The following is a 12,311-nucleotide window of genomic DNA, read 5'->3' on the forward strand; positions in this document are numbered from 1 at the left end:
CACTAGCTCAAGGAGTTACCAGCCCCATGGATGCTGTGACCCAGGTCCCCGCGCCGGTCAACGAGCCGGTCCACTCGTACGCCCCCGGCACCCCGGAGCGCACGCGGCTCGAAGCGCAGCTCAAGCAGCTGTCCGAGAACCCGATCGACCTCCCGATGACGATCAACGGCGTCAAGCGGATGGGTGGCGGCGAGCGCTTCGACGTGGTCCAGCCGCACGACCACAAGTCGGTGCTCGGCACCTACGCCAACGCCACCGAGGCCGACGCGCAGGAGGCGATCGACGCCGCCCTCGCCGCCGCCCCGGCCTGGCGTTCGATGTCCTTCGACGACCGTGCCGCGATCATCCTGCGCGCCGCCGAGCTGCTGTCCGGTCCGTGGCGCGAGAAGCTCGCCGCCTCCACCATGCTGGGCCAGTCGAAGACCGCGCAGCAGGCCGAGATCGACACCCCGTGCGAGCTCGTCGACTTCTGGCGCTTCAACGTCCACTTCGCCCGCCAGATCCTGGCCGAGCAGCCGGTCGCGAACTCCGCCGGCGTGTGGAACCGCAGCGACCACCGTCCGCTCGAGGGCTTCGTCTACGCGATCACGCCGTTCAACTTCACGGCCATCGCCGGCAACCTGCCGACCGCCCCGGCCCTCATGGGCAACGTGGTCCTGTGGAAGCCGTCCCCGACGCAGACCCACTCCGCGATCCTCCTCATGGAGCTCCTGGAGGAGGCCGGCCTGCCCAAGGGCGTCATCAACCTGGTGACCGGCGACGGCATCGCGGTGTCGGAGGTGGCCCTGAACCACCCCGAGCTGGCCGGCATCCACTTCACCGGCTCGACCAAGACCTTCCAGTACCTGTGGAAGACGGTCGGCAACAACATCGAGAAGTACAAGTCCTACCCGCGCCTGGTCGGCGAGACCGGTGGCAAGGACTTCGTCGTCGCGCACCCGTCCGCGGACCGCGCCGTCCTGAAGACCGCCCTGACCCGCGGTTCCTTCGAGTTCCAGGGCCAGAAGTGCTCGGCGTCCTCGCGCGCCTACGTCCCGGCCTCGATCTGGAACGACGGGTTCAAGGAGGCCTTCGCGGCCGAGGTCGACGGCATCACCATGGGTGACGTCCGCGACCTGACCAACTTCATCGGCGCCGTCATCGACGAGCGTTCCTTCGCGAAGAACAAGGCCGCGATCGACCGCGCCATCGCCGACCCGACCTGCGAGATCATCGCCGGCGGCACGTACGACGACTCGGAGGGCTACTTCGTCCGCCCGACCGTCATCGCGTGCACCGACCCGGAGAACGAGGTCTTCACGACCGAGTACTTCGGCCCGATCCTGGCGGTCCACGTCTACGAGGACGCCGACTTCGACGCGATGCTCGCGCAGATGGAGTCCGTCTCGGCGTACGCCCTGACCGGCTCGATCATCGCGGCGGACCGGTACGCGGCCGCGGACGCGATGGAGAAGCTCCGCTTCGCGGCGGGCAACTTCTACATCAACGACAAGTCCACCGGCGCCGTCGTCGGCCAGCAGCCCTTCGGTGGTGGCCGCGCCTCGGGTACGAACGACAAGGCGGGCGCCGCGAGCAACCTGCAGCGCTGGACCTCGACCCGCTCCATCAAGGAGACGCTGGTCGCGCCGACCGAGTACGCGTACCCCCACATGGGCTGATCCCGGCCCCAGTGACCCCGCCCCCGCTCCGGCACCCCCAAGTCCGGAGCGGGGGCGGTTTCCATTTCCCCGCCGGACAACTGCTGCTAGCCTGGCTGCAGTTGTCGTGTACGGCGACCAGCTCCGCTACCCGGGCCCGGTGACCCGGGGGAGCCAAGGGCTCTACCGAGTTCCCGTACGGGGTGGGACAGACTGCTGGGAGATACGCAACCTCTATGCGCCCGTACCGGGACCGGCGCCCGGGGAGACGTATGTCCAGGCGTACAGACAACCACCACCGTGCCGCGACCATCTGCCGCGCGGCCACCGGACTGCCGCACCGCACTTGCCTCGGCTGGGCCGAAGCGGGGCTGATCGACTACCGCCAACCGGTCCCGGACGCCGAGGACGACGGGCAGCGCCTCCTTGAGTCCCTTCTGGTGGCAGAGCTGGCCGACGGGCTCCGGGAGGGCGACCTCCGCGACGGGGCGCTCTTCGGCTTCACCTCCGCCCGGCCCGCCCGGGGCGCCCTGGCTCTCGAGCTGCACCCGGCCATGGCCGACCCGGTCCTCGCCACTGTGCTGCCGCGCATCGACCAGCACTACGGCGGAGTCCGCGGAGTACCGGGCCTGCGCATCGTCCCGACGGGGCGCAGCTGGGCACTGATCCACCTGCCGGGCCGGGCCGCCGTCCATCTGGTGCACCCCGACCCGGACTGGCGCCCGGTGCTGCCGGAGCACGGCGTGGGGCTGACGCAGCTGTGGCGGCGCAACCGCCACCGCCTGCACCCCGCCGAGGCGGCGGAGCTGAGGGGGCGCGCCGGGGCGGGGGCCCATCCCGGCTCGGCCGCGGCCCAGGACTGGCTGAACAGCAGGCTCCTGCGGCGGCCACGACTGCTGGGCGCGGCCGGTGCCGCCCACGGATCGGCGAACGTGTACACCCACGGCGGCGGGGACCTGGTCGTCGAGTGGTGCTGCGCCGTGGAAAGGGACGAACTCGAACGGAGGCTGCGCCGGAGCGGTCTGGCGCAGCGGCCGGGCCAGGTCCCCGAGCGGCTGCGGGACCAGGCGTGGTTCCCCGGCGAGATCGCCATGGGCGGAGCCTTCGTCACCCTGCGGCGCGGGCCCTGCTACGCCCCGGAGGCCTCGGCGCGGAGGTACGCGTGATGCTGACCGCGGCGATCGTGACGGCGGCCGTGCTCGGCGTGGCCAAGGTGGTGCGGGACTGGCTGATCCTGCGGCAGGTGCGCGCCGCCATGGACGCCGGTACGTCCGAGGACCGGGTGCGGATCGGGATGCGGCTCGCGGAAGCGCTGGGCGGCGGGCAGTCCGGGCCCGCCCCGGAGCCGCCCGCCGCCGGGGAGGCCGTCACACCTCCACGATGACCTGGTCCAGGGACTTGCGCAGGAGGTCCGGGACCTCGCAGTCGTCCGCCGGGTAGCCCACCGGGATGACGGCGAAGGCCTTCTCGTTCTCCGGGCGGTCCAGGACATGGCTGAGGAAGCGCATGGGACTGGGGGTGTGGATCAGCGCCGCCAGGCCGGACAGGTGGAGCGCGGACAGGAGCATGCCGACCGCGATGCCGACCGACTCGTCGACGTAGTAGTGCTTGCGCTTCGTGCCGTCCGGGCCCAGCCAGTAGCGCTGCTGGAAGACCACGATCAGCGCCGGGGCGTCCGTGAGGTGGGTCTTCACGGCGTCCGTGCCGATGGGACGCAGGGCGGCGAGCCATTCGTCGCCCAGCCGGCCGTCGTAGGAAAGCTGCTCCTCCTGCTCGGCGGCCGCGCGGATCTGCTGCCGGACGGCCGGGTCCTTGACCAGGACGAAGGTCCACGGCTGCTGGTGCGCCCCGGAGGGGGCGGTCGCGGCGCAGGCGATGGCGTCCCGGACCACCTGCGCGGGCACCGGATCGGGGGAGAAGTGGCGTACGGTCCGCCGCTCGTCCATCCGGGCCCGCAACTCGGCGGCGCGCGCGATCGATTCCGGCTGCGGCATCCGCTCGGGCCGGTATGCGGCGGGACGGTACGGCTGGCCGTGCGTGGGGGTCCACTGCTGGGTATCGGGCGACATGGGGCGAGTCTGCCGAGACATTGGTCCAGACCGCTAGTGCCGCTTCGGCCGATGGCGGCCGGTGTACGCGGTTCGGCGTCCGCAATGCGGTCCTTGGTACGGTCGCGGGATGACCGGACGGCTGGAGCAGTGATGGACACGCGGACCGCGCACACCTCGCAGCTGACCGCCGCCGAGCTGCGGGAGATCCGGGACCTGCTCGACGAGGCCTTCGAAGGGGACTTCGCCGACGAGGACTTCGAGCACGCGCTCGGCGGGATGCACGTCCTGATCGGCGCGGCCGGCCGGCTCGTCGCGCACGGCAGCGTCGTGCAGCGGCGGGTCCTGCACCGGGGACGGGCCCTGCGCACCGGATACGTGGAGGCCGTGGCCGTACGGGCCGGCCTGAGGCGCCGGGGCCTCGGCGGGCAGGTGATGGCACAGCTGGAGCAGTGCGTGGCGGGGGCCTACGTGCTGGGTGCCTTGTCCGCGTCCGAGGAAGGGGCCGGACTCTACCTCGCCCGTGGCTGGTCGGTGTGGCCGGGCCGGGTGGGGGCCCTCTCGCCGGACGGGCCGGTGCGGCTGCCCGAGGAGGAGGGTTCCACCTACGTGTGGACGCCGCCCGGCGGGGTCCGGCCGGACCCCGCCGGGCGGCTCGACTTCGACTGGCGGGACGGGGACGTCCTGTAGGGGGCGCCCCCGGTCGGCTACGACCCCGTGATGCTGGCCGAGCCCGTTTCGATGTGGCCCGTGTAGCGGCGCGACCAGGTGCCGTCGGAGTCGGCGAGGATCGTGAAGTCGTACCAGCCCTTGCTGTAGGCCACGGCGTTGAAGAAGTCCTCGCGCGAGGAGTTCGCCGGGACCGTGTAGGTCCACGGGCCGTCCGTGCGGTAGGCGTTCGCGCGGATCGTGAAGGTGACGGGCGAGCCGGAGGAGTTCTTCATCTTGAAGTAGACCGCCGGCTTGCCGGTGCCGGGCTCGACCGCGAACCGGGCCGCCACCTCGATGTCCTTGCCCGGCTTCGACGCGTCGCCGATGAAGCGGCGCAGGAAGCGGTTCGGGCCGTGCATCGAGATGTCGTACTTGCCCGAGCCGTTGCCGAGGCCGATGTGGAAGTAGTCGCCGCCGGTGCCGCCCGGGTCGACGGTGTACTGCCAGGCCGTCGTGTCCCGGTGCTGGTGCGGGTGGATCGAGAAGTGCGCCGCCCGCTTCGCCTCGGCACCCTGGTTGGTCATCGAGAACCAGGCCGTGATCTGGCCGGCCGGCCCGAACTCGAAGCGGTCGAGGTTGCCGTTCACCTGGTACGGCAGGGCCCGCGCCGGGCGGGTGCCGGGCTCCTGCGCCGGGAGGGCGTTGTCCTGCGGCGCCGGGTTGGGGAGCGGGGCGCAGGTCGCCTGGCCGATCACCTTGGCGGTGGACGGGAGGCCCGCGGGGACCCCGTAGACAGGGCGCTTGAAGTCGAAGACACCGGTCAGGTCGCCGACCACCTTGCGGCGCCAGGCGCTGATGTTCGGGCAGGTGGCGGGGGTGCCGAGGGCGGTCGTCCACTGCTCCATGAACCGCAGCACCGAGGTGTGGTCGAAGACCTCCGAGCTCACCCAGCCGCCGCGGGTCCAGGGGGACATCACGATCATCGGGACGCGGAAGCCGAGGCCGATGGGGAGGCCGTCGATGTACTCGCCGGGGGTGCCGGGCGGGGCGACCGGCGGCGGGACGTGGTCGAAGAATCCGTCGTTCTCGTCGTAGTTGAGGAAGAGGACCGTGGAGTCGAACACCTCGGGGTCGGCGGCCAGGGCGCGGTAGACCAGGTCCACGAAGTGGGCGCCGTCGCCGGGCGGGGCGTAGGGGTGCTCCGAGAAGGCCTCACTGGCCACGACCCAGGACACCTGGGGGAGGGTGCCCGCCACGACATCGGCGCGTATCGCGGCCGCGATGTCGTCCGGGGTGGAGCCGGTGACCTTGGGAACCGAGCCCATGCCCCGGTCCCACAGCGGATCGCCGGGGCCGGCGTCCGTGAACCGCTTGAAGTAGGCGAGCCCGTTGTCCCCGTAGTTGTCCTGGGCGTTCTGGTAGACCTTCCAGCTCATGCCGGCCCGCTGGAGGGCCTCCGCGTACGTCTCCCAGGTCAGCCCGGACTCGTCGCCGCCGTCCTTGCTGGTGGCGTCGACCTTGCCGCTCCACAGGAAGGTGCGGTTCGGGCCGGTCGCGCTGAGGGCGGAGCAGAAGTAGGCGTCGCAGATCGTGTAGTTGTCGGCGAGGCCGTAGTGGAAGGGGATGTCCCCCCGGTCGAGGTGGCCGAGGGTGCGGACGTTGCCGACGCCCGTGACCCAGTTGTCCATCCGGCCCTTGTTCCAGGCGGCGTGCTGCGAGGTCCAGCTGTGCGGGAGGTCGCCGGTGCACTGGGCCAGGGTCTCGCTGTCCGCGCCGCCCGCCGGCGGGGTGGCGGACAGCTTCCACGGGTACTGGCGGCCGCCCCAGTTGGGCTGGTTGAACATGCCCCAGCCGCCCGGGATGTTGCCGGCGGCGCGGTCGCCGAACCCGCGGACGCCCTTCAGCCTGCCGAAGTAGTGGTCGAAGCTGCGGTTCTCCTGCATCAGGATCACCACGTGCTTCACATCGGTGATGGTGCCGGTCGCGGCGGCCGCGGCCGCCGTCGTCGGTGTGACCGCGGGCAGGGTGGCGCCCGCCACGAGCCCGGCGCCGATTCCCACGAAACCTCTGCGGCTGATCGGTGTCACTGGCCTCTCGCCTCCAACTCAAGTGCCCCGTCGGCACATCGACGGCAAGAGTGGCGGCGCCGGGATCAAAGGTCTACATCCATGCGGTAAGAAATCGGTGAACATAAGGGTGGCTGGAATCAGCCGTCGGCCCGGACCAGCATCTTGCCCGTGTTGTCCCCGTGGAGCATGCCCAGGAAGGCCTCAACCGTCCGGTCAAAGCCCTGGACAACGGTGGTGTCGGTGCCGATCCGGCCGCTGCGCAGATGCGGGACGAGGAAGTCCTCCAACTCATCCTGCAGATTGGTGTGATTGCGAACCAATACACCTTCCAGGCGGAGGGACTTGTGTACGACCTCGAAGAGGTTGCGGGGCGCGGCCGGCGAACGGTCCCCGTTGTACATCGAGATCGCGCCCACCCAGGCGATCCGCCCGTACTCGCGCAGCGCGTCGATCGCCCCCTCCAGGTGGTCCCCGCCGACGTTGTCCACGTAGACGTCGATACCGTCCGGGGCGGCCTGCGCGAGCTGCTCGCCGACCGGCCCGTCGTGGTAGTCGAAGGCCGCGTCGAAGCCGAGCGCGCCGGTGAGGTGGCGGACCTTGGCCGCCGAGCCCGCGCTGCCGATGATCCGCCGGGCGCCCAGCAGCCGGGCGATGTGGCCGGTGGCCGTACCGACCCCGCCCGCGGCGGCGGAGACGAAGAGGTCCTCGCCGCTGCGCAGTGCCGCCGTCCGGGTGAGGGCCGCGTACGCGGTCAGGCCGGTGCCGCCCAGGACGGAGAGGTAGGCCTCCAGCGGGACGCCGTCGTGGCCCCGCAGGGTCCGCGTCCCGTCCACGCCGAGGGTGACCAGGGCGTGGGTCCGCCAGCCCGCGCGGTGGAAGACCAGGTCGCCCTCGCGCAGCCCCGGGTCGCGGGAGGCGAGCACCCGGCCCACCGAGCGGCCCTCCAGCGGGGTGTTCAGCTCGAAGCCGCCCTCGCCGCCGTCCATCATGCCCCGGTGGTACGGGTCCACGGAGAGCAGGAGGTTCTCGACGAGCGCGGTGCCGGGCGCCGGATCCGGGACCGGGAAGGCGGCGTAGGTGAAGTCCCCGGCGGTGGGGAAGCCGGTGGGGCGGGCGATCTGGTGGACGGCGCAAGCGGTGTTCGTGGTCATGGGCCCGACGCTAGGAAGGAATGGCCGGCCCGGGCAGGGGGTTGCGTTCATGGAACGCGCACATCCATGAACACCGCTCATAGAACGAGGTGGAAGCCCCCATGGCGGGAAGCACTGCCGACCTGCTGCCCCAGGAACTGCGGATCCTGGTCGCCGTCTGCGACCGGGGCGGCTTCTCCGCCGCCGCGGCCGCGCTCGGCCTCACCCAGTCGGCCGTCTCCCACTCCGTGCGCGGCAGCGAGGCCAAGGTCGGCGGGGTGCTCTTCGAGCGCGGCCGCGCCGGGGCCACCCCCACCCCGGCGGGGGAGCGGGCCGTCGCCCTCGCCCGCCGGATCCTGCGGATGTACGAGGTCCTCGGCGCGGAGGTCCGGGGCGCGGGCCGCGGCGCGGTGGAGGGGGTGCTGCGGATCGCGGCGTTCCGCAGTGCGGCCCTGCACCTGCTGCCGCCCGCGCTGGAGCGGCTCACGGCCCGGCACCCGGGCATCCGCCCCGAGGTCCGCGTCGTGCGCGAGATCGGCGCCGGAGCGGCCGGGGAAGTGGCGGCGGGCCGCGCCGACCTGGGCATCGCCACGCTGGGCGGCTCGCAGGAGGTGGCTCCCGGCCTGCTGACCGGGCTGCTGGCGCAGGAGGCGTACCGGCTGGTCCACCCGGCCGGGCACCCGGACCCGAAGGGCCTGCCGCTGATGGACTGGGACGAGAACTGCGGTTCCTACACCCGCTCCTGGTGGCGCGCCCAGGACTGGATCCCGCGGGCGACGGTCAAGGCGGAGGACGACGCGATGGTGCTGACCATGGTCGGCCGCGGGCTCGGCATGGCGATCATGCCCGAGCTGTCCCTGCGGGAGGCGACCGAGGCGGTGGACATCACCGATCTGGGCCCTGGGGGACCGGTGAGACAGGTGGGATACGTCACTACGGCGGAATCGGCCTCAACTCTCGCGGTAAGGGCTCTGATCAGGGAACTTCGTTCCGAGAAGGGCTGAAACGGACCCTCCGGACGAGGCTTTCCGGGGGGTTGGGCGTCTCAGATAGTAGGAAGCCCGAGTAATTGCCGAGACATACAACGGGACCTGGCCTAGCTTTGTAGAAGCCGAACGTCTCGCCGATCAGGCGAATGGCGGTCGAGAGCGCGCGCCCCTGGCAGGCAACCCCTGCGGCGCACCGCTCCCCGCCTCTTCCGGCGCCTTGAAGGAACCCCTCATCCGTGGCCCCGCCACGCCGTGATCTCAAGGAGTCGATCACCATGACCGCTTCCACCGCCACCCGCCGCGTCCGCCACACCTCCGCCTCGGCCGACGACCGCAAGAACGCCGCCGCCGCTCTCCAGCGCGCCCTCGACCGCCGTGACAACGGCGGGTCGACCGGTCACTGACCTGCGACGCCCAAGACATTCTGCGTCCATATGCGTCCACATGGTGGACGCGGAATGTCTGAGGGCTGGGACACGGAGTACGGTTCCGTCATGTCGACCAGCATCAATCTCGCAGTGATCCCCGGTGATGGCATCGGCCAGGAAGTCGTGGCTCAGGGACTCAAGGTCCTTACCGCGGTCCTGCCCCAGGATGTGAAGCTGGAGAGCAAGCAATACGATCTCGGCGCCCAGCGCTGGCACCGCACCGGTGAGACCCTCCCGGACGCGGAGCTCGAAGCCCTCAAGCACCACGACGCGATCCTGCTGGGTGCCATCGGCGACCCCTCGGTCCCGTCCGGCGTGCTGGAGCGCGGCCTGCTGCTGAAGCTCCGCTTCGCCTTCGACCACTTCATCAACCTGCGTCCGTCGAAGCTGTTCCCGAACACGGCCACCCCGCTGGCCGGCCGCCCGGAGATCGACTTCGTCGTGGTCCGCGAGGGCACCGAGGGCCCGTACACCGGCAACGGCGGCAGCCTGCGCACCGGCACCCCCGCCGAGGTGGCCACCGAGGTCAGCATCAACACCGCGTACGGCGTTGAGCGCGTCGTCCGTGACGCGTACGAGCGGGCGAACGCCCGCCCCCGCAAGAAGCTGACGCTGGTCCACAAGAACAACGTCCTCGTGTACGCGGGCCACATGTGGAAGAACATCTTCGACAAGGTCGGCCAGGAATACCCCGAGGTCACCACCGACTACCTGCACGTCGACGCCGCGACGATCTTCTTCGTCACCCAGCCGGAGCGCTTCGACGTCATCGTCACGGACAACCTCTTCGGTGACATCCTCACCGACCTGGCCGCCGCCGTGACCGGCGGAATCGGCCTCGCCGCCTCCGGGAACATCAACCCGACCGGCGCCTTCCCGTCCATGTTCGAGCCCGTCCACGGCTCTGCCCCGGACATCGCCGGCACCGGCAAGGCCGACCCGACCGCGACGATCCTCTCCGTCGCCCTCCTGCTGCGTCACCTCGGCTACGAGGCCCAGGCCGTCCGCATCGAGGACGCGGTCTCCGCCGACCTGGCGGAGCGCGACGGAACCTTCCGCTCCACCGACGCGATCGGCGACGCCCTCGCCGCTCGGGTAGCCGGCTGACCCGGTAGCTCCACCTCAGGAAGCCGCCGGGTCACAATGGGACCCGGCGGCTTCTCCTGTGCGGCCCCGGGTGCCACCATCTCCCCTGGGCCGCTTTCCCCGCTTCTCCGAAGCCTGCCCGCGCGCGATAATCGAACGCGAGGCCGCGGAATGCGGGGAAGCTCGGACGTCCTAGTACGCCGTGAGCGCGGTCCGCCATACACAACCGGTGAAGGACAAGCACTCATGACGACGCCCACGATCGAGCTCAAGCCCTCCTCGAACCCGCTGTCCGATGCGGAGCGCGAGGCGATCCTGGCCAGCCCCGGCTTCGGCCGCCACTTCACCGACCACATGGTGACGATCAAGTGGACCGAGGGTCGCGGCTGGCACGATGCCGAGCTGGTCCCGTACGCGCCGCTCGCGATCGACCCGGCGAACATGACGCTGCACTACGCGCAGACGATCTTCGAGGGCCTCAAGGCCTACCGCCAGCCCGACGGCACCGTGGCCACCTTCCGCCCCGAGGCCAACGCCGCGCGCTTCCAGTCCTCCGCGCGCCGCATGGCCATGCCGGAGCTGCCGACCGAGCTCTTCATCGAGGCCTGCGACGCGCTGATCAAGCAGGACCGCGCCTGGGTGCCGGACTCCGGCGAGGCCTCCCTGTACCTGCGCCCGTTCATGTTCGCCTCCGAGGTCGGCCTCGGCGTCCGCCCGGCGAACGAGTTCCTCTTCATCGTCATCGCCTCGCCCGCCGGCGCCTACTTCCCCGGTGGCGTCAAGCCCGTCTCCGTCTGGCTCTCCGAGGACTACGTCCGCGCGGTCAAGGGCGGCACCGGCGCCGCGAAGACCGGCGGCAACTACGCGGCCTCGCTGGTCGCGCAGGCCCAGGCGGCCTCGCACGGCTGCGACCAGGTGGTCTGGCTCGACGCCGTCGAGCACCGCTGGATCGAGGAGATGGGCGGGATGAACCTGTACTTCGTGTACGGCGACCGCATCGTCACCCCGGAGCTCACCGGCTCGCTCCTCCCCGGCATCACCCGCGACTCCCTCCTCACCATCGCCCGCGACCTCGGCTACACCGCCGAGGAGGGCCGCCTGACCACCGAGGACTGGCAGCGCGACAACGCCAACGGCACCCTCACCGAGGTGTTCGCCTGCGGCACCGCCGCCGTCATCACCCCGGTCGGCTCGGTCAAGTCCGAGCGCGCCAACTGGACCCAGGGCGACGGTGAGCCGGGCCAGGTCACCATGCGTCTGCGCAAGGCGCTGCTGGAACTCCAGACCGGCCACAGCGCCGACACCCACGGCTGGATGCACCCGCTGGGCTAGTCCGCCCGGCGGGCCGCCCCCGCAGGTGGCCCGGAAAACGGGAAGCGCCTCCGGCGAGCGGGAACGGGGACTGTCCAGGTCCTCGTTCCCGCCCCGTCGGAGGCGCTTTTTCAGGTGAACGGGCGTACGGGGGCTGTCCCCCGACCCGCCGGAGTCGTCGCCCCGCTCAGATCCCGACCGCGTTGGACGCGGGCAGCCAGATCTGCAGCTGGTAGACGAAGTCGCTCCAGAGCCCGGTGACGAGCAGTACTCCGACCGCGATCAGGAATCCGCCGCCGATCTTGAGCACCAGCGAGTAGTGCTTCTTGACCCATCCGAACGCCTTCATCGACCGGCGGAAAGCGACGGCCGCGAGGATGAAGGGAACGCCCAGCCCCAGGCAGAAGAAGGACACGAGCAGCGCGCCCCGGCCCGGGCTCTCCTGCCCCATGGACAGGCTCATCACAGCTCCGAGGGTCGGGCCCATGCACGGCGACCACCCGAGCCCGAACGTGAAGCCGAGAACCGGTGCGCCGAGCAGTCCGGCTCCGGGCTTCCGGTGGATCCGGAAGTCGCGCTGCGTGAAACCGGGGAGGAATCCCATGAAGGCGAGCCCGAAGAGGATCGTCAGGCTTCCCAGAACGATGTCGAGCGTGTCCTTGTATGCGGAAAGGGTGCTGCCGAAGTATCCGAAGAAGGCGCCCTGGGTGACGAATGGGGCCGAGAATCCGAGCACGAAGAGGAGTGCGCCCAGAAGCATCCGGCCACGCTTTTCCTCACGCGCCTCGGGGCTCAGTGTGGAGGCGGAAAGGCCCGTGACGTAGCCGAGGTATCCCGGGACGAGCGGCAGCACGCAGGGCGAGAAGAACGAGATGATGCCGGCCAGGAGGGCCACCGGCACGGCGGCGACCAGGGTGCCGCTCGTCACCACCGACGTAGTCGATGCCAGGACCACCAGGGCC

The 12,311-nt window shown here is 71.0% G+C and carries 12 protein-coding genes; 8 read left to right on the plus strand and 4 right to left on the minus strand.

Translation table 11 applies throughout. The features are described from left to right. The first annotated feature begins 26 nt into the window (after window positions 1-26). From pruA to JYK04_RS29430, 3 genes are all read left to right on the plus strand, one after another. A complete protein-coding gene (gene pruA, locus JYK04_RS29420; protein WP_189742834.1) occupies window positions 27-1,658 on the plus strand; it encodes an L-glutamate gamma-semialdehyde dehydrogenase in 1,632 nt (543 codons plus the stop codon). 251 nt (window positions 1,659-1,909) lie between these two features. Then, the gene (locus JYK04_RS29425; RefSeq protein WP_189742832.1) at window positions 1,910-2,803 is read left to right on the plus strand and encodes a hypothetical protein; all 894 of its coding nucleotides are present in this window, start codon (window positions 1,910-1,912) and stop codon (window positions 2,801-2,803) included. After that, a complete protein-coding gene (locus JYK04_RS29430; protein ID WP_189742830.1) occupies window positions 2,800-3,021 on the plus strand; it encodes a hypothetical protein in 222 nt (73 codons plus the stop codon). The genes JYK04_RS29425 and JYK04_RS29430 overlap by 4 nt, the downstream gene beginning before the upstream one ends. Here JYK04_RS29430 and JYK04_RS29435 read toward each other — a convergent pair. After that, window positions 3,005-3,706 (minus strand): nitroreductase family protein, encoded by a 702-nt coding sequence (locus tag JYK04_RS29435; protein ID WP_189742828.1) that lies wholly within the window; start codon window positions 3,704-3,706, stop codon window positions 3,005-3,007. The two genes, JYK04_RS29430 and JYK04_RS29435, sit on opposite strands and share 17 nt — an antisense overlap. Before the next feature lie 84 nt (window positions 3,707-3,790). Here JYK04_RS29435 and JYK04_RS29440 point away from each other — a divergent pair, with 84 nt between their 5' ends. Next, complete coding sequence (locus JYK04_RS29440; protein ID WP_373297474.1) at window positions 3,791-4,375, plus strand: GNAT family N-acetyltransferase; 585 nt, start codon at window positions 3,791-3,793, stop codon at window positions 4,373-4,375. 17 nt (window positions 4,376-4,392) lie between these two features. Here the strand turns inward: JYK04_RS29440 and JYK04_RS29445 are convergent, their stop codons facing one another. Next, a complete protein-coding gene (locus JYK04_RS29445) occupies window positions 4,393-6,423 on the minus strand; it encodes a phosphocholine-specific phospholipase C (protein ID WP_189742824.1) in 2,031 nt (676 codons plus the stop codon). A 119-nt stretch (window positions 6,424-6,542) separates the two neighbouring features. Further along, on the minus strand, window positions 6,543-7,556 hold the full coding sequence (locus tag JYK04_RS29450; RefSeq protein WP_189742822.1) for an NADP-dependent oxidoreductase: 1,014 nt from the start codon (window positions 7,554-7,556) through the stop codon (window positions 6,543-6,545). A gap of 101 nt (window positions 7,557-7,657) precedes the next feature. Here JYK04_RS29450 and JYK04_RS29455 point away from each other — a divergent pair, with 101 nt between their 5' ends. From JYK04_RS29455 to JYK04_RS29465, 4 genes are all read left to right on the plus strand, one after another. Continuing rightward, window positions 7,658-8,539, plus strand: a complete 882-nt coding sequence (locus JYK04_RS29455; RefSeq protein WP_189742820.1) for a LysR family transcriptional regulator — start codon at window positions 7,658-7,660, stop codon at window positions 8,537-8,539. A 260-nt stretch (window positions 8,540-8,799) separates the two neighbouring features. Continuing rightward, entirely contained in the window at window positions 8,800-8,928 is a 129-nt protein-coding gene (locus JYK04_RS41980) for a hypothetical protein (protein WP_266379422.1), read from the plus strand. A 90-nt stretch (window positions 8,929-9,018) separates the two neighbouring features. Next, window positions 9,019-10,059, plus strand: coding sequence for a 3-isopropylmalate dehydrogenase (locus tag JYK04_RS29460; RefSeq protein WP_189742818.1), 1,041 nt, complete (start codon window positions 9,019-9,021; stop codon window positions 10,057-10,059). A 225-nt stretch (window positions 10,060-10,284) separates the two neighbouring features. Then, a complete protein-coding gene (locus tag JYK04_RS29465) occupies window positions 10,285-11,370 on the plus strand; it encodes a branched-chain amino acid aminotransferase (protein WP_052872307.1) in 1,086 nt (361 codons plus the stop codon). Between the two features lie 166 nt (window positions 11,371-11,536). Here the strand turns inward: JYK04_RS29465 and JYK04_RS29470 are convergent, their stop codons facing one another. Further along, window positions 11,537-12,307 carry a cytochrome c biogenesis CcdA family protein gene (locus tag JYK04_RS29470; RefSeq protein WP_229876361.1) on the minus strand — a complete coding sequence of 257 codons (771 nt, stop codon included), beginning with the start codon at window positions 12,305-12,307 and terminating at the stop codon, window positions 11,537-11,539. Between the last annotated feature and the right edge of the window lie 4 nt (window positions 12,308-12,311).

The sequence above is a fragment of the Streptomyces nojiriensis genome (genome assembly GCF_017639205.1).
Classification (GTDB): Bacteria; Actinomycetota; Actinomycetes; order Streptomycetales; family Streptomycetaceae; genus Streptomyces; species Streptomyces nojiriensis.